Genomic DNA, 23,183 nt, shown 5'->3' on the forward strand with positions numbered 1-23,183 from the left:
CGGGCTCCCTCAGACCTCGTACGGCTGGACGACGATGAAGTTGCCGGGCGCGCCCCGGAACTGGAGGTTGACGCTCTCCCCGGTGTCGCCCGGGTAGGCGTTGCGGCGCATCCGGACCTGGCTGGAGACGATCACCTGGGCGGCGGCCGACCAGGCGACGACGGCGTTGCAGTCGGCGAAGGTGGTCGGCGTGACCGGCAGCACCACGGGCGTGCCGTGGGTCTTGACGACGATCGTGCCGGTGCCCTGGAACTGCATGGTGAACAGCGCGCCGCCGGGGATGCCGTGCCCCTCGATGCGCCGGACCTCGTGGTGCAGGCCCTCGTCGAAGGCGAGGACGTTCTCGGCGGAGACGCAGATGGCGTCGCCCTGGAGTTCGATGGGGTGCAGATGGGTGGCGTTCTCGGCGAGGAACACCTGGCCCTGGCCGGTGCAGCGCATCAGCTGCATCTCCTGGCCGGTGGCTCCACCGACGATCCGCCCGGCGAACCCGGCGCCCTTGTAGCTGAAGTCGACCTTGCCCTGGTAGAGCACCATGCTGCCCTGCTTGGCGAGCACGGGCTGGCCGCCGACGCCCAGGTCGACGCGGATGAGCTTCTTGTTCTGCGGCGTCCAGCGCTGTCCGGTCGGCGTCTCCTTGAACGCCTGGAGCGCGGCCGTCACTCCGGCACCGCCCTGCGGGGCGCCCTGCGGCACGCCGTAGGGGGCCGTGGGCTGGCCGGGGACCTGGCCGTACCCCGGTGGCATGGGCGGGGCCGGCTGGCCGCCGTACGCGGGCGGCTGCTGGCCGTAGCCCGGGGGCATCGGCGCGCCCGGCTGACCGCCGTACGAGGGCTGCTGGCCGCCGTAGGGGGGCTGCTGCGGCGGCTGGCCGTACGGCGCCGGCGCGGGGGCCGGGGGCGGGACGGTGCCGCCCGCGGGCGGGGCCAGGGGTGCGATGACGGTGGGCGCGCCGTGCACGTTGGGCGCCGGGGCGGGCGGCGGGGTGTGGCCGGGCTGCGGGGTGAAGCCCTGCGGGCCGGGCTGGAACGCCGGCGCGGGCTCGGCCGGGGCGCCGAACGCGGGGGGTGCCGTGGCCTGCGCGGGCGGGGCGAAGCCGGGCGTGGCGCCGGGCTGCGGCTGCTGCGGGGCGGCCGGGGCCTCCTCCTCCAGCACCTCGCCGCCGAAGTTCTTCAGCAGCGCCTCCAGACCGCCGTCGAAGCCCTGGCCGACCGCGGCGAACCGCCAGCCGTCCTTGAAGTAGATGTCACCGAGCATCACGGCGCGCTCGGTGGAGAACTCCGAGCCGCTGAACGCGTACCGGGCGACCTCCTCGCCGCCGGCCACGATCCGCAGGTAGCCGGGGGCGATCTGGGACATCTGCCCGGCGCCGTCCAGGGTCGCCGTGAAGGACAGCTTGCGGATGTGCGAGGGGATCCGGTCGAGCGTGACCCGGAAGGACTCCGTGTCGCCCGCCTGGGCGCCCAGCAGCTGGATGGACTCCTCCGGGGTCTTCGGCTGGTTGAAGAAGACGAAGTACCGGTCGTCCGAGAGGCGCTCCTCGGCGTCCAGTCCGAAGCAGCTGATGTCGAAGGTCAGTCCCGGCGCGGAGATCTGTACGCCTACGTACAGATCCGTGCCCGCCGTGAGATCACTGATCCTGGCCTTGTGGCCGCGTTGGAAGTCCCTGGCCATGCGATACGACCGTCCCCCATCCCGAGTGCGAGTGCGTCGCGCCAGGCTAACGGCAAAGGCCCGCGACGGCCGTAGCCGGTACAGACCCGGTACACAACCGCGCCCGGGCACTCACACGGATCGTTCACACGTGCGGGTCAGCCGTCCCGGCCGGCCGGTCCCTCGCCCCGGGCGCCGGGCACGTGCGGGAGCCGTTCGGCGGCGACCACGCCCTCGAGGTAGCCGCGCGCCCGCTCGGTGCGCGGATAGGCCTCCAGCAGCCGCCAGAAGTCGGGGCCGTGCCCGGGGACCAGCAGATGCGCCAGCTCGTGGCAGAGCACGTAGTCGACGACGTAGTCCGGCATGCCCTGGAGCCGGTGCGAGAGCCGGATGCTGCCCTCGGCGGGGGTGCACGAGCCCCAGCGGGTGTTCTGGTTGGTGACCCAGCGCACGGACGCGGGCCGGGCGCGGCCGTCGAAGTACTGGGCGGACAGCCGCTCGGCCCGCTCGGCCAGCTCGGCGTCGCCCAGCACGCGCCGGCTCTCCTGTGCGGCGAGCTTGTCGAGCATGACAGTCACCCAGCGCTGCTCCTCCGCCTTGGACATCCGGGCGGGGATCAGCACGACGGTGCGATCGCCCTCGCGGTACGCGGAGACCGTCCGGCGGCGCCGGGCGCTCCTGCGGACCTCGATCGCGCTCGCCCCCGAGCCGCCGGGCGGCTGGCTCGTCGTGCTGCGCTGTGGCTTTCCGGCGCGGTGCAGTGGGTCGGCGGGCACGCCCCGACGTTACCCGCTGGGCAGGGGCGAAGTCCCGGCTCCGGGGTGGTTGCGTGGGGGTTCTTACGGCTGGATCGTTCCGCCGGGATCCCTGTGCCGGATCGGTGCCGGATCACTTTGTACGACGAATCACCCCGCCTGTGGATAACCCGGGGCATCCGGTGCCGGAGGCCGGGCATGCTGGGTGGCGTCGACGGGACATGACCGGTGCCGTCGGCGGACGGGGACGTCGGTCGTCCTGGATCACGGGGGGCTGTCATGCATCCGATGGTGAAACCCGCGCTGCGGCGCGGCTGGCGCGATCTGAACACCGTGCAGTTCGGGATGACCCCGGCGCACGCCCTGACACTGGGGCCCATGGACCCGGCGACGGGCAGCTTCCTGGAGCTGCTCGACGGCACCCGCGGGCTGCCGCTGCTGCGGGCGGAGGGCCGCCGGATGGCGCTGTCCGAGCGCCACGTGGACGCGCTCGTGGACGGGCTGGCCCGCGCGGGGCTCGTCGACGACGCCCGCGGCGGCGGACCGGCCGCGGATGCGCTGCGGGAGCGGAAGGACGTCCTTCAGCGGCTGCGCCCCGATCTCGCCTCGCTCTCCCTGACCACGCGGGAACCGGGGGGCGCGCTGGCCCGGCTCGCCGCGCGGCGCGCGCTGCGGGTGCAGGTGCGGGGCGCGGGGCGGGTGGGCGCGGTGCTGGCGTCGGCGCTGGCGGCCGTCGGGGTCGGTGAGGTGGATGTGCGGGACGTGGGCCGCGTGGAGCCGTGGGACGTGGCACCGGGCGGGCTGTCCGCCGAGTCGCTGCGCGAGCGCCGGGACACCGCCGCCCGGGCCGCGGTCCGCCGGGCGGCCGTGGACCGGCCGCCGCGGCATGCCCACTCCCCCGGATCCGGCGCCGGGGAGCCCGGGTTCTCCCTGGTGATCCTCGCGCCCCGGGACGACGTGGCCGTGCATGCGCCCGACCCGGTCACCGCCGAGCCGCTGATGGCCGCGGGCATCCCGCATCTGTATGCGGGGGTGGTGGAGGGCACGGGCGTCGTCGGTCCGCTGGTGCTGCCCGGTGAGTCGAGCTGCGCCCTCTGTCTGCACGAGGGCCGCACGGACCGGGACCCGGTCTGGCCCCGGCTGATCGCCCAGTGGCGCTCGGGGCGGGCCCGCCAGGTCGGGGCCTGTGATGTGACGCTGGCCACGACCGTCGCCGGCCTGGCCGCGGCGCACGCCCTGGCCTTCCTCGACGGGGCGTCCCCGTCCAGTACCGGAGCCCGCTGGGAGGTGTCCCTGCCCGGCCTGACCTGGCGTGCCCGCGCGATCGCGCCGCACCCGGCATGCGGCTGCGGCGCGGCGGAGAAAGGCAAGGCGGAAAAGGGTGAGAAAGGTAAAAGGGAGCACTCCTCAACCAAGGGGGAAGCGCGCGCGACAATGGCGGTGCAACGGCCGGTGACGGAGCGAGGACGTGACGCGGGCGCGGCACGGCCGACTGGGACTTGGAGGGCGCATGTCTGATCTTCCCCGGAAGGCGGTCACCCGGACCGCCAAGCTCGCCGCGCTCCCGCTCGGCATCGCCGGCCGGGCGACCTGGGGGCTGGGCAAGCGCATCGTGGGCGAGTCCGCGGAGATCGTCGGCCGGGAGCTGCAACAGCGGACGGCGGAGCAGCTCTTCAAGGTGCTCGGCGAGCTGAAGGGCGGCGCGATGAAGTTCGGGCAGGCGCTGTCCGTCTTCGAGTCCGCGCTGCCCGAGGAGGTCGCCGGTCCCTACCGTGCGGCGCTGACCAAGCTCCAGGAGGCGGCGCCGCCGATGCCGACCCGCACGGTGCACGCCGTGCTGGCGGAGCGGCTGGGAGCGGACTGGCGCGACCTCTTCGAGGAGTTCGACGAGAAGCCGGCGGCCGCGGCCTCCATCGGCCAGGTGCACCGGGCGGTGTGGCATGACGGCCGTGCGGTGGCGGTCAAGGTGCAGTATCCGGGCGCCGGTGAGGCACTCCTGTCCGATCTGAACCAACTCAGCCGCTTCGCCCGGCTGTTGGGGCCGCTCATCCCGGGCATGGACATCAAGCCGCTGATCGCGGAGCTGAAGGACCGTGTCGCCGAGGAGCTGGACTACGGGCTGGAGGCGCAGGCGCAGGCGGCGCACGCGGAAGAGTTCGCGGACGACCCGGACGTGGTGGTCCCCGCGGTGGTGCACCAGTGCGAGCAGGTGCTGGTCACCGAGTGGATCGACGGTGTCCCGCTGTCCGAGGTGATCTCGGGCGGCACCGAGGAGCAGCGGGACCGGGCCGGTCAGCTGCTGGCCCGCTTCCTGTTCTCGGGCCCGGCCCGCACCGGGCTGCTGCACGCCGATCCGCATCCGGGCAATTTCCGGCTGCTGCCCGGCGGTCCGGCCGGCGCGGAGGACTGGCGCCTCGGTGTCCTGGACTTCGGCACGGTCGACCGTCTCCCCGGCGGGCTGCCCGCGCCGATCGGCGTCTCCCTGCGGATGAGCCTGGACGGGGACGCCAACACGGTCTACGAGCTGCTGTGCGAGGAGGGCTTCGTCAAGGAGTCCATCGAGCTGGACCCGGACGCGGTCCTGGACTATCTGCTGCCGATCATCGAGCCGGCCCAGGTGGAGCAGTTCACCTTCACCCGTTCCTGGATGCGCAGCCAGGCGGCCCGCATCGCGGACCCGCGCTCCCCCGCCTACCAGCTCGGCAAGCAGCTCAACCTGCCGCCCGCCTACCTGCTGATACACCGGGTGACGCTGAGCACCATCGGTGTCCTGTGCCAGCTGGGGGCGACGGTCCGGCTCCGGGAGGAACTGGAGGAGTGGCTGCCGGGCTTCGTACCGGCGCACGAGCCGAGCGAGGCCGAGCTGCCGCGCCGACTGCCCGAGGAGGAGCAGGCACCCGAGCTGCCCGAGGAGGAGCAGGCGGCGGAGGCCTGAGCCGTCGCACCGGCTGTCACCACCAGGCCGAGTCCAGCCGCCCCTCGATGGCCCGCAGGTTCTCGCGGGAGCATCTGTCGCAGAAGTACCGGCGGGCGCCGTTCTCCACGGAGCAGGTCCAGGTGACCGGCGGGCCGGCCGCGGAGGTGCCGCAGCGGGCGCACACCACGGGCGCCCGGGGCTCCTCGGTGGAGCCGCCCTGATCACTGCCGGGAAGACTCGTCACCCAGTGACGATATCGCCGCGCCCGCGTGTTCGCGCGCACAACGCACCGCGGGGGCCGGTCCGTTCGGCCGGACCGGCCCCCGCGAGGAGGCTGCACCCCCCGGTACCGGGGGTCACTGCTTCAGGTGTGCGAATTACTGCATGACGGCCATGGCCAGCGCCCGGCGGGCGCGCAGCGAGGCGCGCTCGGCCCGGCGCTGCATCCGCTGGGCGACGACCAGGCTCATGGCCCGGCCCTCCCTGCGGGCGTCATGGAGTCGCTCGTGCATATGCGCACGGGCCAGGGCTTCTTGCATGAGTTGCATCTCTCGGGTCCTGTTCTGGCGCGCCTCGGTGGCGCCGGTGGTGGTGAAGTCTGGGGTCGCGGAGCCTGCGGGCTCGCTGGTGGACGGCTTCATCGGGGCCTGCTTCTTGGGGTCGTGCGTGAGGGGGCGATCGATCGTTCCTGCGGTGTTCATGCCGTGACCGGGTTCTTCCGCGGGCGACCACGCGGCCGCTTCCGGGCGACGACGACACCCTGGACGAACAGCTCGCCGCCCCAGACGCCCCAGGGCTCACGCCGCTCCTTGGCGCCGGCGAGGCAGGCCTCCATCAGCGGGCAGGTGCGGCACAGGGACTTGGCGTACTCGACGTCCGCGGGCGACTCGGCGAAGAAGACCTCCGGGTCGTAGGAGCGGCACGGGACGGGTACGCCGAGGTTCTCGATGGCGTCGTCGAGCGCGGTGAGCGCGGTGAGGGGGGTCAAGGTGGAGTCCTCCGTGAGGCCGGGCGGGGGGATCGTTTGCGAAGGCGGTACGGACGGGGCGTGCGCTTCGAGTTGCACGGTTCGTCTTCCTCGTCTGTCGGTCCGGCCGGTTGACCGGGTGGCTTGGTACCGGGTTCTTTCGTTGTCCCGAGGCCCCTTCGTCCCGTCGTCCCCGTTCGGGGAAAACAGAAGGGCCGCGGATCCCGGATGGGGTTCCGCGGCCCTGAAGGCGCCGGCCTGATCGGCGATCAGGCTGGATCACTCCAGGGTTCTGGCCCACGGAAGGCCCACATCAGGTGGTGCTGCGTCGTCTGCTTGCGGAATCCGGCACCGGCCGCCGCAAAGGCATAGGCATGTGCCTGTGCCTCTACCGTTTCCAGTGCCTTGGTCGGTCGCTCGTTCCGCTCATTCCGCTCGCGGACGGGAAGACCCGCGAGGGACAGGGAGGACGCCGGACGGACGGCACGAATGCCGGACAGACCGGTGCCCTGGTACGAGACGCCGAGCATGGACAGGGAGACGGCCGAGCGATCGGTCATTTTGGCCGTGCTGATGGTGCTGGTGTTGATGCTGATCACTGGACTCGCCTCCTCTCGGCGTCTCATGGGACTGGGGTGAACCAGCCCGTGCGGATATGCAAGTACAACACGGAGTCCGGCCCTTCGAGAAGGCCGTTGCTTCCGTGCCTAGAACCTATGGGGATTGCTGGGGCATGCGCAAACTATTTTTTCGACGAGTTCGTATCACTCGCTCACGTCGGCGTCCCCAACTGTCTGGCCTGCACAGATGGCCAGAACGTCGGCGCCGTAGCTGCGCAGCTTACGGCTGAGGACGCCGGGGATGCGGGAGAGTTCGGCGGTGTTCTCGGGCCGCGCCTCGGCGATGGCGATCAGGGTGCGGTCGGTGAACACGCAGAAGTCGGGCTGGCCGCTGCGCTCCGCCTGGACCGCCCGCCACTCCCGCAGCCGCTCGTAGAGCCCCTCGTCCATGTCGGAGGGGCAGTCCTCACAGCGCATCAGTTTCATCTCACCGGCGTCGGTGAGGGTGCGGCCGCAGACCCGGCAGCGGGCCGGGGTGCGCTGGGTGCGGCGGGGTGCGGCGCCGGCGACCGGGGTGGTCCCGCGCTCGACGCTGCCGGCGGCACCGGCGCCGGAGCGGCCGACGGTGGCGGTGGTGCCGGGGCGCAGGCCGTCCAGGAAGCGGCTGGGTCTGCGGTTCGGCCGGCCGCCGGGGGACCGGGACAGCGCCCAGGAGACATGGAGCCGCTCACGGGCGCGGGTGACGCCGACATAGAGGAGCCGGCGTTCCTCCTCGATCTGCTCGTCGGTCTTGGCATAGGTGATGGGGAGCATGCCCTCGGCGACGCCGACCAGGAAGACGACGTCCCACTCCAGTCCCTTGGCGGCGTGCAGGGAGGCGAGGGTGACGCCCTGGACGGTCGGGGCGTGCTGGGCGTTGCTCCGTTCGTCCAGCTCGGCCACGAAGTCGGCGAGGGTGGCGGCCGGCCTGGCGGCGGCGAGGTCCTGGGCGAGGCTGAACAGGGCGGCGAGGGACTCCCAGCGCTCCCTGACGGCTCCGGAGCCGGCCGGCGGCTGGTCGGTCCAGCCTTCGCCGGACAGCACGGCCCGCACCTGTGAGGGCAGGTCGACGACGTCGTCCAGCAGGGAGTCGTTGCCTCCGAAGCGGGCGGCGGCGCGCAGCGCCGCGCCCGCCTTGCGCACCTCCGGCCGGTCGAAGAAGCGCTCGGCGCCGCGCAGCTGGTAGGGGACGCCGGCGTCGGCGAGTGCCTGTTCGTAGGTCTCGGACTGGGCGTTCGTACGGAACAGGACGGCGATCTCGGAGGCGGGGACGCCGGCGTCGATCAGTTCGCGGATGCGGCGGGCGGCGCCTTCGGCCTCGGCGGGCTCGTCGACGTACTCGGTGTAGCCGGGTTCGGGGCCCGCGGCGCGCTGGGAGACCAGTTCCAGCCGGTGGTCGGCGGCCCGGCCGCGGGCCTGGGCGAGCAGGCCGTTGGCGAGGCGCACCACCTGGGGGGTGGAGCGGTAGTCGCGGACCAGCTTGACGACGGTGGCGTGCGGGTGGCGGACGCGGAAGTCGAGGAGGTGGTCGGGGGTTGCGCCCGTGAACGAGTAGATCGTCTGGCTGGCGTCACCGACCACGCACAGGTTGTCGCGGTCGCCGAGCCACAGTTCGAGCAGCCGCTGCTGGAGCGGGCTGACGTCCTGGTACTCGTCCACCACGAAGTGCTGGTACTGGGCGCGGACCTGTTCGGCGATGTCCTGCCGGTCCTGGAGGATGGCGACGGTCAGCAGCAGGACGTCCTCGAAGTCGATCACCGCGCGGTCGCGTTTGACGTCCTCGTAGGCCGCGTAGAGATGGGCGATCTCGGCCGGGTCGCGGGGGGCCTCGCGGCCGGCCTTCGCAGCCGCGTACGGGTAGTCCGTGGGGACGGTCTGGGTGACCTTGGACCATTCGATCTCTGCGGTGACATCGCGCAGCTCGCCCCGGTCGAGCCGGGTTCCGCAGGCGGCGGCCGCGTCCGCGACGAGCTGGAGCTTGCGTTCGGCGATCCGGGGCATGCTGCCACCGATCGCTTTCGGCCAGAAGTACTGGAGCTGTCGGAGGGCGGCGGAGTGGAAGGTGCGGGCCTGGACGCCCTGGGCGCCGAGCTGACGGAGCCGGCCGCGCATCTCTCCGGCGGCGCGGTTGGTGAAGGTGACGGCGAGCACGCTGGACGGCTGGAGGATCCCGGCGCGCACGCCGTAGGCGATGCGGTGGGTGATCGCCCGGGTCTTGCCGGTGCCGGCTCCGGCCAGCACGCACACCGGTCCGTGCAGGGCGGTGGCCACCTCGCGCTGCTCGGGGTCGAGCCCTTCGAGCACCGCGTCGGCCGAGGCCGGTACCTGCGGGAAGAGAGGGGAGTGCGTTGCTGCTGTCACACCGCCATGCTGCCAGGTCGCCCGGGGCTGCCGCGTCGGTTGTCCACAGGCGGGAGGGTTTCGTCGTATTAATGCGGCAGGTGTCACACGGGTCGGTCATACCCCGGGCGGGAATGGCGGGCCGGTGGCTTACGTTCTCCCCCTGGACGATTTTTCCCCAGTCCCGAGGAGCGCGAGACACATGCAGGGCACTGTGACGATGTACAGCACGACGTGGTGCGGCTACTGCCGGCGGCTGAAGAGCCAGCTGGACCGGGAGGGCATCGCCTACACCGAGATCAACATCGAGCAGGACCCCGCGTCCGCCGCCTTCGTGGAGAAGGCGAACGGCGGGAACCAGACGGTTCCGACCGTGCTCTTCGCGGACGGCTCGACGCTGACGAACCCGTCGCTGGCCCAGGTGAAGCAGAAGCTGGCCGCGTGACCCCCTGAGCGGCTTCGCGGCAGCGGGGCGGTCCCTGAACCATCAGGGGCCGCCCCGCTCCGCTTTGTGCCACACCAGGCCGCCGCAGCCGGCGTGCGGGTGCCTCAGAAGGAGCCGCGGGTCGGCAGCGGCTTGCCGTACCACATCTCGATCAGCCGGGCGGCGATGGAGATGCCGTAGGGCGGCAGCACCTCGCCGGACTCGAAGGCGTCGTGCAGCTCCTCGCGGGAGAACCAGCGGGCCTCGTGGATCTCGTCACCGTCGACGTCGATCTCCGTGGTGGTCGCGCGGGCCATGAAGCCGAGCATCAGGCTGGACGGGAAGGGCCAGGGCTGGCTGGCGACGTACTCGACCGGGCCGACGGTGACGCCGACCTCCTCCGACACCTCGCGGCGCACCGCCTGCTCGATGGACTCGCCCGGCTCCACGAACCCGGCGAGCGTGGAGAAGCGGCCCTCGGGCCAGTGCACCTGCCGGCCGAGCAGGATGCGGTCGTCCGCGTCGGTCACGGCCATGATCACGGCCGGGTCGGTGCGCGGGTAGTGCTCGGCTCCGCAGGCCGAGCAGCGGCGGATGTGCCCGGCGGCGGCGATGACCGTGCGCTCGCCGCAGCGGGAGCAGAAGCGGTGGGTGCGCTGCCAGTTCTCCAGGCCGACCGCATGCACCATGAGCCCGGCGTCGCGCGGCGACAGCAGCAGGCCCGCCTCGCGCAGGCCCGCCGGTCTCGCCGACTGGTCGATCCGGCCGGGCAGCGAGTCCTTCTGGAGCGCGAAGTAGCTCACGCCCTCCTCGTCGATGCCGAGGAAGTAGCGGTGCGCCTCGGTGAGCGGGGCCTCGAACGACGGCGTCATGACCAGCTCGGTCCGGCCGTCCGGTGTCTCGTCGATGAGCACCTGGCCGCCGGAGACCACGAAGCAGCGGGTCGTGGGGTGGCTCCACGCCGCCGCGAGCCAGGCCTCGTCCAGCCGGTGGTGCGCGGCACGGTCGATGCCGCTCGGAGCGGTCAGCGAGATGGGTCGGTCGGCGGTGTCGTCGGTCCAGGTGGTCACGGGTGCTTCCAACTCCCCCAGTGGCGGCGGTTCGGTTCGGCGGGCGGTTCGGCGGGACACGAGGCGGGCGGCACCGGGCCGGGCGCGGGCGGGGCGGGCGGGGCGTCCCTCCAGTGTGCCCCGCGCGCGATGCCGTCCGTACGGCGCCGTCCGGTCAGGATGCGGGACGCCAGTTCTCGGCCAGGTCGCCCCACAGGTACGCGCTGGTCTCGACGCCCTTGAGGAGCAGGTCCAGCTCGACCTTCTCGTTCGGGGCGTGCCAGCCGTCGGAGGGGACGGAGATGCCCAGGAAGAGCACGGGGGCTCCGAGGACTTCCTGGAGGTCGGCGGCGGGGCCGGAGCCGCCCTCGCGGGTGTAGCGGACGGGGCTCTGGAAGGCGCGGCCCATCGCGCGGGCCACGGACTCCAGTGCGGGGTGGCCGAGCGGGGTCAGACAGGGGCGCGTGGCGGAGCCGAAGTCGATCTCGCAGCGGATGCCGGCGGGTATCCGGTCGGCGACCCAGGCGCGGACGGCCTTCTCGATGTGGTCCGGGTCCTGGCCCGCGACCAGCCGGAAGGACAGCTTGACCAGCGCCGTGGACGGGATGATCGTCTTGCTGCCGGCGCCCTGGTAGCCGCCGCCGATGCCGTTGACCTCGGCCGTCGGGCGGGCCCAGATGCGCTCCAGCGTGGTGTGTCCGGCCTCGCCCTGGGCGGCGTAGGACTTGGCGGTGCGCAGCCAGCGCTCCTCGTCGAAGGGCAGCTCGGCGAAGAGTTGGCGCTCGCGGTCGGTCAGCTCGACGATGCCGTCGTAGAAGCCGGGGACCGCCACGCGCGCGTGCTCGTCGTGCAGGGCGGCGACCAGGCGGGCGACGGCGGTGGCCGGGTTGGGCACGGCGCCGCCGAAGGATCCGGAGTGGATGTCCTGGTCGGGGCCGTACAGCCGGATCTCGCACTCGGCGAGGCCGCGCATGCCGGTGCACACGGTGGGGGTGTCCTCGGCCCACATGCCGGTGTCGGAGACGATCACGGCGTCGGCGGCGAGCCGCTCGGCCCGCTGCTCCACCAGGGCCCGGAAGTGCGGGGAGCCGGACTCCTCCTCGCCCTCGACGAGCAGCTTCAGGTTGACGGCGGGGGCGGTGCGGCCGATGGCGGCGAGGTGGGCGCGGACGCCCAGTGTGTGGAAGAACACCTGGCCCTTGTCGTCGGCCGCACCGCGCGCGTAGAGGCGGTTGTCGCGGACGACCGGCTCGAAGGGCTCGCTGTCCCAGCCGTCCTCGCGGGCTGCGGGCTGCACGTCGTGGTGGCCGTAGACCAGGACGGTCGGCGCGTCCGGGTCGCCCGAGGGCCACTCGGCGAACACGGCCGGTGCGCCGTCGGTCGGCCAGATCTCGGCGGTCGGGAAGCCGGTCTCGCGCAGCTTGGCGGCGAGCCATTCGGCGCTGCGCCGTACGTCGGGCGCGTGCTCGGGCTGAGCCGACACGGAAGGGATGCGCAGCCATGCGGCGAGGTCGTCGAGGAAGGCGGCGCGGTGCTGCTCGATGTACGTGCGGACGGCGCTGTCCGGGGTCTGGCTCATGCTCACGAGCCTATCGGCCCGCACCGACATCCTCGGCGGGCGGTTCGTCACACCTAGGTTCAGTCCCGTGTCACTTCGGTGACACCGGGTCCCGGTTCCGGTTCGCCGTCGAGCAGCCGCTCCAGCGCGGGCCGGTCCGGGAGGTGCGCGGGGCGTACGACCTCACCGGTGCGCACGTACACGAAGGCGGCCGTGACCGAGGCGAGCGGCACGCCCTGCTGCTCGGCCCAGGCCACGCGGTACACCGCGAGCTGGAGCGGGTCGGCAGTGCGGTGGTGGCCGGTCTTCCAGTCCACGATCTCGTACGTCGCCGCCGCCCCGTCTCCGTTCCGGTAGACGGCGTCGATGCGGCCGCGGACGACACGGCCGGCCAGCGTGAGCTGGAAGGGCGCCTCCACCCGGTACGGGGTGCGCCGGGCGTACTCGGTGCGCTCGAAGGCCTCCTTCAGGGCTTCCAGGTCGCGCTCGTCGCTGATCTCGGCGTCGCTGCCCGGCAGCTCGTCCGGTTCCAGCAGGGGCAGCGTCAGCTCCTCGAAGCGGGCCTCAACCCAGGCGTGGAAGCGGATGCCCCGGCGCGCGGCCGGTTGCGGGGGGCGCGGCATGGGGCGTGCGAGTTCCTGTGCGAGCCCGTCCGGGTCGGCGGCGAGAAGCAGCAGCTGGGACGCGGTCAGGCTGGCGGGCAGCGGAACCTCCGTGACCGCCCTGCGGGCGCGCAGCAGCTCGCCGGTGAGGGCGTCCAGGTCGCGGTCCCAGGAGGCGACGGTGCGGGCCTCCTCGGGGGTCAGCTCCTCCTCGGGGGTGCGCTCGTCCCGGGTGGGGCGGGGTTCCGGCTCGGCGGGGGCGGTCGCCTGGTGCGGGACCGTCGGCCGGTCCGCACCCCAGGAGTCCCAGTCGTCGGGATCGTCGTACGGGGGTTCGTCGCCGTAGGCGTCCGGGCCGTACGGATCCTCGTCGTCCGGGGGCGGGGGCCAGTCGGGATCCTCGAAGGCGGCGGGGTCGTGGGCCGCGGGCGGGGGGCCGTCCGGCTGGGCGGCCAGGGTGTCCAGGTGGGCGAGGACGGTCTCGGCGGCCGCGCGGCGGCGGGCCAGCGCCGCGGCGTCCAGGGGCAGCGGCCACACCTGGTCGGCCGTGGGCGTGCCAAGGGCCGGGTTCTCCTCGTCCTCGGCGGGTTCCTCGGCCCAGGCCTCGATCTCGCCGTGTCCGGCCGCGCAGTGGTCGTACAGGGCCTTGAGGAAGTCGGAGGGGCCGCGCGGCTTCTTCTGGCTCGGGCCCCACCAGTGGCCGGAGCCGAGCAGCAGGGACCGCGGGCGGGTGAAGGTGACGTAGCCGAGGCGCAGCTCCTCGGTGTGCTGGTGCTCCTTCATGGCCTCGTGGAACGCCTTCATGCCGCGCGCGTCCCAGGATCCGGCGTCGGGCAGGGTGTCGGCATCGCCGCGCAGGGCGTGCGGGACCACCTTGGCCTGCGCGGTCCACTTCTCGCGGCCCTGGGCGCTGGGGAAGGTGCCGCTGACCAGGCCGGGCACGGCCACGACATCCCACTCCAGACCCTTGGACTTGTGCGCGGTGAGCACCTTGACGGTGTTCTCGCCGCCGGGCAGCGCGTTGTCGAGGCCCTTCTCGTACTGGGCGGCGGTGCGCAGGAAGCCGAGGAAGGCCAGCAGGGTGGCCTCGCCGTCGCTCGCCGCGAAGGAGGCGGCGACGTCGAGGAAGTTGGACAGGGTCTCGCGGCGGCGGGCGGCCAGGGCGTGCGGGGACGCCGACAGCTCCACCTCCAGGCCGGTGACGGCCAGGACCCGGTGCAGCACGTCCATCAGCGGGTCGGCCAGCGAGCGGCGCAGTTCGCGCAGCTCGGTGGCCAGGCGGGCGAAGCGCACGCGCGCGTCCGGCGAGAACGGCAGCCCGTCGTCGTCCGCGGCGGTCTCCCCGGGCGCGTCGACGAAGGTGTCGAGGGCGTCGGCGAGCGATATCACCTCGGACGGGTCGACCCCTTCCACGGCCGCGGCGAGCCGGCGGTCCGGGTCGTCGGTGTCCGCCACGCGCGCGTGGGCGACCAGCAGCCGGGCCCGGCGGCCCAGCAGGGCGAGATCGCGCGGGCCGATGCGCCAGCGCGGGCCGGTCAGCAGCCGCACCAGGGAGGCGTTGGCGCCCGGGTCCTGGAGCACCTCGCAGACGGCGACGAGGTCGGCGACCTCGGGCAGATGGAGCAGCCCGGACAGGCCGACCACCTCGACGGGGATGTCCCGGGTGACGAGGGCGCCCTGGATCTCGGCGAAGTCGGTGGCCGTACGGCACAGCACGGCGATCTCGCCGGGTGGCGTGCCGGTGTGCACGAGGTGGGCGACGGAGTCGGCGATCCAGTCGATCTCCTCGGCGTGGGTGCGCAGCAGCGCGCAGCGGACCGTGCCGTCGTACTCGGCGCCGGGGGCCGGGCGCAGCGCCTGGACGCCCGCGTGCATGGCGCGCAGCGGCTCGGCGAGGCCGTTGGCGAGGTCGAGGAGGCGGCCGCCGCTGCGGCGGTTCTCGCTGAGCGCCTGCCGGGTGGCGGGGCGGCCGTCGGCGTGGGCGAAGTGCGTGGGGAAGTCGTCGAGGTTGGCGACGGAGGCGCCGCGCCAGCCGTAGATGGCCTGGCAGGGGTCGCCGACGGCGGTCACCGGGTGGCCGGTGCCCGCACCGAACAGCCCGGCCAGCAGGACGCGCTGGGCGACGGAGGTGTCCTGGTACTCGTCCAGGAGGACGACGCGGAACTCCTCGCGCAGCAGCCGGCCCACCTCGGGGATGCGGGCGAGACGGGCGGACAGGGCGATCTGGTCGCCGAAGTCGAGCAGGTCCCGCTCACGCTTGGCGGCCCGGTAGCGCTGGACGAGATCGGCGAGTTCCCGGCGCGCGGCGGCGGTCTCCGGCACCTTGCGCAGGTCGGCGTTGGTGAGCTTGGCGCCGTGCAGGGTGTCCAGCAGGTCGGCGTCCCAGGCGCGCAGCTCCTCGGGGCTGACGAGGTGTTCGGACAGTTCGGCGTCGAGCGCGAGCAGGTCGCTGACCAGGTCGGCGAAGGAGCGGGTCAGCGCCGGGTAGGGGCCGGGCGCCTCGCGCAGCACACGGGCGGCGAGCTGATAGCGGGTGGCGTCGGCGAGCAGCCGGGAGGTGGGCTCCAGGCCGAGGCGCAGACCGTGGTCGGTGAGCAGCCGTCCGGCGAAGGCGTGGTACGTGGAGATCACCGGCTCGCCCGGCGGATTGTCCGGGTCGATGACGTCGGGGTCGGTGACGCCGGCCTTGACCAGTGCCTTGCGGACGCGTTCGGCCAGCTCGCCCGCGGCCTTGTTGGTGAACGTCAGGCCGAGGACCTGTTCCGGCGCGACCTGCCCGGTGCCGACCAGCCAGACCACGCGGGCCGCCATCACGGTCGTCTTGCCCGATCCGGCTCCGGCCACGATGACCTGCGGGGCGGGCGGCGCGGTGATGCAGGCCGTCTGCTCCGGGGTGAACGGGATGCCGAGAAGCTCCTTGAGCTGCTCGGGGTCGGTGATACGGGCGGGCATGTCGGAAAAGGCTAGCGGCGGGCACTGACAGCCGAGCACACATCCACCGGTCCGGGCGGAGAAGACGCAGGTCAGCGGCGGTCGTGCCGTGCGTCACTCCCCCCGCGGCCGTGCGTCACTCCCCCCGCGGCCGTGCGTCCCGCCCCCGGCGGCCATGCGTCACTCCCGGTGTCGGGTCACTCGACCACGTGCCGGCCCTCGGGCCGGGCGCTGCACGAGGCGCGGAAGGCGCAGTGGGTGCAGTGCTGGCCGGTGCTGGGGGTGAACCGCTCGTCCAGGACCTTCCCGGCGGCGGTGGCCAGCAGGTCGCCGACCCACTCCCCCGACAGCGGCTCCTGCGCCTGCGTCCTGGGCAGTGTCTCGCCGCCGTCGCGCTTGGCGGCGCCCTGTCTGAGGTGGACCAGTTCGGCGCCGCCCGGATCGGGACGGGCGCCGGCGAAGGCGGTGTCGACGGCGCCCTCGCGGACGGCGAGCTGGTAGACGGCCAGCTGGGGGTGGCGGGCCACCTCGGCGGCGCTGGGCGCCTGCTTGCCGGTCTTGAAGTCGACCACATAGGCCCGGCCGTCGCCGTCGGTCTCCACGCGGTCCATCTGGCCCCGGATGCGGACCTGGTAGCCGCCCGCTTCGAGGGTGACGTCGAAGTCGTGCTCGCTGGCCACCGGGGTGCGCCCGGCACGGTCCAGGACATGCCAGTTCAGGAAGCGCTCGAGCGCCACGCGCGCGTTGTCCTTCTCCTGCCGGGACTTCCAGGGCGCGTCGAAGGCGAGGGCGTTCCACACCGAGTCGAGGCGCTCCATGAGCACGTCGAGGTCGGCCGGGGTACGGCCGGAGGCGACCTCGTCGGCGAGGACGTGGACGACGTTGCCGAAGCCCTGCGCGGTCGTCGCGGGCGCGTCCGCCTTGACCTCGCGGCCGAGGAACCATTGCAGCGCGCAGGTGTTGGCGAGCTGGTCGAGCGCGCTGCCGGAGAGGACGACGGGCTCGTCGGGGCGGCGCAGCGGCACCCTGCTCTCGGTGGGCTCGAACATCCCCCACCAGCGGTAGGGGTGCGCGGACGGCACCAGCGGGCGGCCGTCCTCGTCGGCGAGCGCGGCCAGCCGGGCCAGTCGGCGGGCGGCCGCCTCGCGCAGCGTGGCGGACACGCGCGGATCGACCGTGGTCGCGCGCAGCTCGGCGACGAGTGCGGCGACCGACAACGGACGGCGCGGACGGCCGGTGACGTCCTTCGGCTCGACGCCGAGTTCGGTCAGGAACCGGGAGGGCTGGTCGCCGTCGTCGGCCGGTGCCTTCACGGCGGTGACGACGAGCCGTTCACGCGCACGCGTGGCGGCGACGTAGAACAGGCGGCGTTCCTCGGCGAGCAGCGCGCCCGGGGTCAGCGGTTCGGCGAGTCCGTCCCGGCCGATCCGGTCGGCCTCCAGCAGCGAGCCGCGCCGGCGCAGGTCGGGCCAGAGCCCCTCCTGGACGCCGGCCACGACGACCAGCCGCCACTCCAGGCCCTTGGCGCGGTGCGCGGTCATCAGGCGGACGGCTTCGGGCCGCACCACGCGGCGGGTGAGGGTGTCGGCCGCGATGTCCTCGGCCTCGATCTCCTCCAGGAAGTTCAGGGCGCCCCGGCCTCCGGTGCGCTCCTCCGCGCGCGCGGCGGTGGCGAACAGCGCGCAGACGGCGTCCAGGTCGCGGTCGGCGTTGCGGCCCGCCGCGCCGCCGCGCCGGGCGGCCCGCTCCAGCCGCCCGGGCCAGGGTGTGCCGTCCCAGAGGTCCCACAGCGCCTCCTCGGCCGTGCCACCGGCCGCGAGGCGTTCCCGTGCGGTGCGCAGCAGCGCGCCGAGGCGCTGCGCACCGCGCGCGTAGGCCGGGTCGTGCACCGCCAGGCGCTCGGGCTCCGCGAGCGCCCGCGTGAGCAGCTCGTCGGACGGCGGCGGCAGCGGGTTCCCGGCGGCCCGCTCCTCCTCGCGCAGAGCCCGCCCGAGACGACGCAGATCGGCGGCGTCCATACCGGCGAGGGGCGAGGCGAGCAGGGTGAGCGCGGTCTCGGTGTCCAGCCAGCAGTCGCCGGGGGCGGAGGTGCCGGCACCGTCGGCGGAGGGTGCTCCGTCAGCCTGGTCGGAGGCTTCGCTGGACGAGGTTGCTCCGTCAGCCTGGTCCGCGGCTTCGCCGGGCGAGGTTGCCGCGCCGGGAGCCACCTCACCGGAGCCCGCCCCATCGGAGCCCGCCCCGCCGGATGCCGTCTCCGTGTCGGTCGCCGAGATCGTCGGCCGCGTGCCTTCCTGGCGTCGCGCTTCCGCGGTGGCGACCGCGCGGAGGGCTGTCAGCAGGGGGGCCACGGCCGGTTCGTGGCGCAGCGGGAGATCGTCGCCGTCGATGTCCAGGGGGACACCGGCCGCGGTGAGGGCGCGGCGGAGGGTGGGCAGGCTGCGGGAGCCGGCCCGTACCAGGACGGCCATCTCGCGCCAGGGGACGCCGTCCTCCAGGTGCGCCCGGCGCAGGATGTCCGCGATGTTGTCCATCTCCGTACCGAGCGTCGGGTACGTGTAGACCTCGACGCGGCCGCCGTCCCGTACGGCCGTCGGCTCGCGGTGGGTGCGGACCGTGTCGGCGGGCAGCCTGGGCAGCGGCATGCGCTGGGTGATCAGCCGGGTCGCGGCCAGCAGGGCGGCACCGGAGCGCCGCGAGGTGCGCAGCACCTGCACGGGCGCGGGACGTCCGTCCGGGCGCGGGAAGGCCGCGGGGAAGTCGAGGATGCCGTTCACGTCGGCACCCCGGAAGGTGTAGATCGACTGGTCGGGATCGCCGAAGGCCACCAGGGTGCGGCCGCCGCCGGCCAGCGCGTGCAGGAGCCGCACCTGGGCGGGGTCCGTGTCCTGGTACTCGTCCACGTACACGGCGTCGTACTGGCCGGCGAGCCGGGCGGCGACCTCGGGGCGCCGGGCGAGCAGCACCGCGCGGTGGACGAGTTCCGCGTAGTCGATCACGCCCTGGAGGTCGAGCACGTCGAGGTACTCGGCGAGGAACGCCGCGGCCGCCCGCCAGTCGGGGCGGCCGGTACGGCGGGCGAAGGCGTCCAGCGCGGCGGGCGCGAGCCCCAGCTCACGGGTGCGGGCGAGCACCGCGCGGACCTCGTCGGCGAACCCGCGTGTGGTGAGGCAGGCGCGCAGCTCGTCCGGCCAGCGCACATGGTTCAGGCCGAGCCGCTCGAGCTCGGGCTGGCCGGCGAGCAGCTCACGGACGGTGACGTCCTGCTCGGGGCCGGAGAGCAGACGCAGCGGCTCGGCGAACAGGCCGCTGTCCTGGTGGGCGCGGAGCAGGGCGTAGGCGTACGAGTGGAAGGTGGTCGCCCGGGGCGCGCGGGCGGCCCCGATGCGCAGGGCCATGCGGTCGCGCAGGTCGACGGCGGCCTTGCGGCTGAAGGTGAGGACCAGGATCCGCTCGGGGTCGGCGCCCCGCGCGATGCGTCCGGCGACGGACTCGACCAGGGTGGTGGTCTTGCCGGTGCCGGGGCCCGCAAGGACGAGCAGCGGGCCCGCGCCGTGGTCGACCACGGCCTGCTGGGCCGCGTCCAGGCGAGGGGAGTCCACGCGGTCCGGCGGGGTACGAACCAGTCGGTAAGCGCCACGGCTCCCCGGCCGCACCTGGGGGTGCGGCTGGTGCCTGGTGGAGGAAGAGGAGCTCACGTGGTCGGCCGGTCCTGGTGGTTGTGCTGGCGGGCGGGCGGTCACGCGCGCGAGGCGGCGGCCGCGGGGTGAAGGGGACACGCGCAGCCGACGCTACGCCGCACCTCAGGACGGAAGGAGGACTTCCGTTTCTTCCCTCGCGGCGCCCGCGTCACGCGAGTCCCGTACCTATCGAACGTACGTCATGCCCCGGGTGTCCCCGCCGTCACCCGTTCGGACCACGGCTCGTCCCCGGCGGCCGCCGATGGCGGAAGCTGTCAGGTGTGAGCCTCAGCACCTGCGCCGCCGTCCCAGCGGGCGCGCCGCATGTCGAGCCGCGGCAGATGACCCTCCGCGGCCCGGCCCGCCTGCTTCAGCGGCGTGCCCTCCGCGCGGTAGTGGGCGAGCGCCCGCAGCTCGTGCCCGGGCAGCAGCACGCCGTCGGCCCGTACGACCCGCCACCACGGCACCGCGCCGCCGTAGAGGGACATCACCCGGCCGACCTGGCGGGGACCTCCCTCCTCGAGCCACTCGGCGACGTCCCCGTAGGTCATCACCCGGCCGGGCGGGATCAGCTCGGCGACCTGGAGGACCCGCTCCGCGTACTCCGGCAGCGCGTCGCCGTGTGCCTCCGGGGTGTCCCCGGCGGGGTTCTGCTCGCTCATTCGGCCCATCCTGCCGCACCCCTCCGACAGCGCGGCCCACTCGCTCCACGGCTGCGCTTCCGGCAGACTGTGCGCCCGCGCATCCGCACCCTGATGCCCGCGCGTGTCGGCGGGGCATGCCACCATCGTGCGGGCGGTGACCGGTGATACGAGACCAAGAAGAGACCATGAATCAGCAGGGTGTGCACCCCGAAGGCGCGGCGGGCACCCCTGGCGCCGCCGCGCGCCCCGGCCCCGCCCCCGCGGGCGATGACGCCCAGGAGGCGCACGGGGCCGACACCAGCAGACCCACGGACGACGCCACGCGCGCGCGTGGCGACGACCCCGCGGCCGAGGGGGAGCACATCCCCCAGGATCCGCCGCCCGACCGGGGCACCGACGCCGGCGACGACGCGCACGCCGAGGCGGTGGAGGGCGACGAACCTCTGCTCCCCGCGCGCGTGCACCGCCCCTCCGACCTGATGCGGCTCCTGGTCGGCGTGCTCGCCATCGTCGTGGTGCTGGCGATCGCCGGATTCGCGCACGGCACCACCTCGGGCCTCGAACAGGACATCAACAAGGGCACCGGCCAGGCCCCCGACCTGCTGATCAGATTCGCCGGGCTGGCGTCCAGCATCGCGATCCTGCTGGTCCCGGTCGCCTTCGCGATCGAGCGGCTGATCAAACGCGACGGGCTGCGCATTGCCGACGGCGTCCTGGCGGCCGTCCTCGCCCACGGTGTGACCCTGGCCACCGACCTGTGGGTCGCCCGGGCCGCCCCGGACTCGATCCAGGAGGCGCTGACCCAGCCCGCGCCGGGCGACCTGCACGCGCTCACCGACCCGGTGCACGGCTATCTGGCGCCCGTCATCGCCTATATGACGGCCGTCGGCATGTCCCGCAGACCCCGCTGGCGCGCGGTGCTGTGGATCGTGCTGCTGCTCGACGCGTTCTCGATGCTGGTCACCGGCTACACGACACCGTTCTCGATCATCCTGACGGTGCTGATCGGCTGGACCATCGCCTACGGCACCCTGTACGCGGTCGGCTCGCCCAATGTGCGTCCCACCGGGCAGACCCTGATGGCGGGCCTCAGGCACGTCGGTTTCCGCCCGCTCAGCGCGGCCCGCGAGGAGACCTCCGAGACGGAGAACGGCGACCGCGGCCGGCGCTACTTCGTCACCCTGGAGGACGGTCCGCCGCTGGACGTCACGGTGGTCGACCGGGAGCAGCAGGCGCAGGGCTTCTTCTACCGGGCCTGGCGCAATCTGACCCTGCGCGGCTTCGCCACCCGCTCCAGCCTGCAATCCCTGCGTCAGGCCCTGGAGCAGGAGGCGCTGCTGGCGTACGCGGCGATCGCGGCAGGCGCCAACGCCCCCAAGCTGATCGCCACCTCCGAGCTGGGCCCCGACGCGGTGATGCTCGTCTACGAGCACACCGGCGGGCGCACCCTGGACTCGCTGGCCGACGAGGAGATCACCGACGAGCTGCTGCGGAACACCTGGCAGCAGGTGCGGGCGTTGCAGTCCCGGCGCATCGCGCACCGCAGGCTGGCCGGTGACGCGGTTCTGGTGGATCGTTCCGGCACGGTGATCCTCACGGAGCTGCGCGGCGGCGAGATCGCGGCCGGCGATCTGCTGCTGCGCATGGACGTGGCCCAGCTGCTCACCACGCTCGGACTGCGCGTGGGTGCCGAGCGGGCGGTGGCCTCGGCGGTCCGGGTGCTCGGGCCGGACGCGGTCGCCGACTGTCTGCCGCTGCTCCAGCCGATCGCGCTGACCCGCTCCACGCGCGCGACGCTGCGCAGACTGGCCCGGGAGCGGGCCCAGCGCGAGCGTGAGGCGGTCCTGGAGGCCTCCCGGCAGGCCAAGCAGGCCCGGCTGGAGGAAGCAGCGCAGGACGACGGCGCGGGCGTCTCCGCCAAGGCCGGCAGGAAGGCCGACAAGAAGGCCGTACGCGCCGAGGCGCGGGCCGAGAAGCGGGCCATCGACGAAGCCATCGAGGAAGCGCGCGAGGAGGATCTGCTCACCCAGATCCGCCACGAGGTACTGCGGATCAGGCCGCAGGCACCGGTGGAGCCGGCCCGGCTGGAGCGGGTGCGGCCGCGCACCCTGATCAGTTTCATCGCCGGTGCCATCGGCGCGTACTTCCTGCTGACGCAGCTCACGCACATCGAGTTCGGTCCGCTGGTCGCCCACGCGCAGTGGGGCTGGGTCGTGGCGGCCGTGCTGTTCTCGGCGCTCAGCTATGTCGCGGCGGCGATGCAGCTGCTCGGGTTCGTGCCCGAGCGGGTGCCGTTCCTGCGCGCGGCGGCGGCCCAGGTCGCCGGCTCGTTCGTGAAGATCGTGGCACCGGCCGCGGTGGGCGGTGTGGCCCTCAACACGCGGTACCTCCAGCGCGCGGGGGTCCGGCCGGGGCTCGCGGTGGCGAGCGTGGGCGCGTCACAGCTGGCCGGGCTCGGCTGCCACATCCTGATGCTGCTGTCCTTCGGCTATCTCACCGGCACCGAGAAGACGCCGTCCCTGTCGCCGTCCCGGACGGTCATCGCGGGTCTGCTCACGGTCGCGGTGCTGGTGCTCGTGGTGACCTCGGTGCCGTTCCTGCGGAAATTCGTCGTCACGCGCGTGAGGTCGCTGTTCGCGGGCGTGGTGCCCCGCATGCTCGACGTGCTCCAGCGGCCGCAGAAGCTCATCACCGGCATCGGCGGCATCCTGCTGCTGACCTTCTGCTTCGTGATGTGCCTGGACGCCTCCATCCGGGCGTTCGGCGACGGCTCGACCTCGCTGAGCATCGCCAGCGTCGCGGTGGTCTTCCTCGCCGGCAACGCGCTGGGGTCCGCGGCGCCCACCCCGGGCGGCGTGGGCGCGGTGGAGGCGACCCTCACGGTCGGTCTGATCGCCGTCGGCCTGCCCAAGGAGGTCGCCGCCCCGGCCGTGCTGCTGTACCGGCTGCTGACCCTGTGGCTCCCGGTGCTGCCGGGCTGGCTGGCCTTCAATCACCTGAGCCGCAAGGGAGCCCTGTAGCGGTCCCGGCGCGGGCCCACGGCGTACCTCGTACGGCCCGCGCCCCG

The 23,183-nt window shown here is 73.6% G+C and carries 16 protein-coding genes; 4 read left to right on the top strand and 12 right to left on the bottom strand.

Annotated features, from left to right (window positions below):
• Positions 1–9: 9 nt before the first annotated feature.
• On the bottom strand, positions 10–1,674 hold the full coding sequence (locus tag ACWCV9_RS06985) for a TerD family protein (RefSeq protein WP_450784619.1): 1,665 nt from the start codon (positions 1,672–1,674) through the stop codon (positions 10–12).
• Positions 1,675–1,811: 137 nt separating this feature from the next.
• Positions 1,812–2,429 carry a M48 metallopeptidase family protein gene (locus ACWCV9_RS06990; protein WP_385840114.1) on the bottom strand — a complete coding sequence of 206 codons (618 nt, stop codon included), beginning with the start codon at positions 2,427–2,429 and terminating at the stop codon, positions 1,812–1,814.
• Between the two features lie 258 nt (positions 2,430–2,687).
• Between ACWCV9_RS06990 and ACWCV9_RS06995 the strand changes: the two genes are divergently transcribed.
• Together ACWCV9_RS06995 and ACWCV9_RS07000 are read left to right on the top strand one after the other, a co-directional pair.
• Entirely contained in the window at positions 2,688–3,926 is a 1,239-nt protein-coding gene (locus ACWCV9_RS06995; protein WP_450784620.1) for a TOMM precursor leader peptide-binding protein, read from the top strand.
• Positions 3,919–5,343: an ABC1 kinase family protein gene (locus ACWCV9_RS07000; RefSeq protein ID WP_450784621.1), complete on the top strand. Its 1,425-nt coding sequence runs from the start codon at positions 3,919–3,921 to the stop codon at positions 5,341–5,343. The genes ACWCV9_RS06995 and ACWCV9_RS07000 overlap by 8 nt, the downstream gene beginning before the upstream one ends.
• Positions 5,344–5,359: 16 nt before the next feature.
• On the opposite strand, the gene ACWCV9_RS07005 is transcribed toward ACWCV9_RS07000, so the two are convergent.
• The 5 genes from ACWCV9_RS07005 to ACWCV9_RS07025 all read right to left on the bottom strand — a co-directional run bounded on the left by ACWCV9_RS07005 (position 5,360) and on the right by ACWCV9_RS07025 (position 9,252).
• Positions 5,360–5,569, bottom strand: coding sequence for a hypothetical protein (locus tag ACWCV9_RS07005; RefSeq protein ID WP_450784622.1), 210 nt, complete (start codon positions 5,567–5,569; stop codon positions 5,360–5,362).
• Positions 5,570–5,702: 133 nt separating this feature from the next.
• On the bottom strand, positions 5,703–6,026 hold the full coding sequence (locus ACWCV9_RS07010) for a hypothetical protein (RefSeq protein WP_385840118.1): 324 nt from the start codon (positions 6,024–6,026) through the stop codon (positions 5,703–5,705).
• On the bottom strand, positions 6,023–6,391 hold the full coding sequence (locus ACWCV9_RS07015) for a WhiB family transcriptional regulator (RefSeq protein ID WP_103817702.1): 369 nt from the start codon (positions 6,389–6,391) through the stop codon (positions 6,023–6,025). Before ACWCV9_RS07015 ends, ACWCV9_RS07010 begins: the two co-directional genes overlap by 4 nt.
• A 170-nt stretch (positions 6,392–6,561) precedes the next feature.
• The gene (locus ACWCV9_RS07020) at positions 6,562–6,891 is read right to left on the bottom strand and encodes a hypothetical protein (RefSeq protein WP_450784623.1); all 330 of its coding nucleotides are present in this window, start codon (positions 6,889–6,891) and stop codon (positions 6,562–6,564) included.
• 165 nt (positions 6,892–7,056) lie between these two features.
• A complete protein-coding gene (locus tag ACWCV9_RS07025; RefSeq protein ID WP_450784624.1) occupies positions 7,057–9,252 on the bottom strand; it encodes an ATP-dependent DNA helicase UvrD2 in 2,196 nt (731 codons plus the stop codon).
• 181 nt (positions 9,253–9,433) lie between these two features.
• Here ACWCV9_RS07025 and ACWCV9_RS07030 point away from each other — a divergent pair, with 181 nt between their 5' ends.
• The gene (locus ACWCV9_RS07030; RefSeq protein WP_385840122.1) at positions 9,434–9,676 is read left to right on the top strand and encodes a mycoredoxin; all 243 of its coding nucleotides are present in this window, start codon (positions 9,434–9,436) and stop codon (positions 9,674–9,676) included.
• Between the two features lie 104 nt (positions 9,677–9,780).
• Here the strand turns inward: ACWCV9_RS07030 and nudC are convergent, their stop codons facing one another.
• The 5 genes from nudC to ACWCV9_RS07055 form a co-directional block, all read right to left on the bottom strand.
• Entirely contained in the window at positions 9,781–10,725 is a 945-nt protein-coding gene (nudC, locus tag ACWCV9_RS07035) for an NAD(+) diphosphatase (RefSeq protein ID WP_450784625.1), read from the bottom strand.
• Between the two features lie 154 nt (positions 10,726–10,879).
• Positions 10,880–12,283 (bottom strand): dipeptidase, encoded by a 1,404-nt coding sequence (locus ACWCV9_RS07040; protein ID WP_450784626.1) that lies wholly within the window; start codon positions 12,281–12,283, stop codon positions 10,880–10,882.
• Between the two features lie 59 nt (positions 12,284–12,342).
• Positions 12,343–15,816, bottom strand: a complete 3,474-nt coding sequence (locus ACWCV9_RS07045; protein WP_450784627.1) for a UvrD-helicase domain-containing protein — start codon at positions 15,814–15,816, stop codon at positions 12,343–12,345.
• A gap of 176 nt (positions 15,817–15,992) precedes the next feature.
• A complete protein-coding gene (locus ACWCV9_RS07050) occupies positions 15,993–19,490 on the bottom strand; it encodes an ATP-dependent helicase (RefSeq protein ID WP_450784628.1) in 3,498 nt (1,165 codons plus the stop codon).
• Positions 19,491–19,747: 257 nt separating this feature from the next.
• On the bottom strand, positions 19,748–20,134 hold the full coding sequence (locus tag ACWCV9_RS07055) for an MGMT family protein (RefSeq protein ID WP_450784629.1): 387 nt from the start codon (positions 20,132–20,134) through the stop codon (positions 19,748–19,750).
• A 167-nt stretch (positions 20,135–20,301) separates the two neighbouring features.
• Here ACWCV9_RS07055 and ACWCV9_RS07060 point away from each other — a divergent pair, with 167 nt between their 5' ends.
• Entirely contained in the window at positions 20,302–23,136 is a 2,835-nt protein-coding gene (locus ACWCV9_RS07060) for a lysylphosphatidylglycerol synthase domain-containing protein (protein ID WP_450784630.1), read from the top strand.
• Positions 23,137–23,183: the final 47 nt, after the last annotated feature.

The organism is Streptomyces sp. NPDC001606, assembly GCF_053596835.1.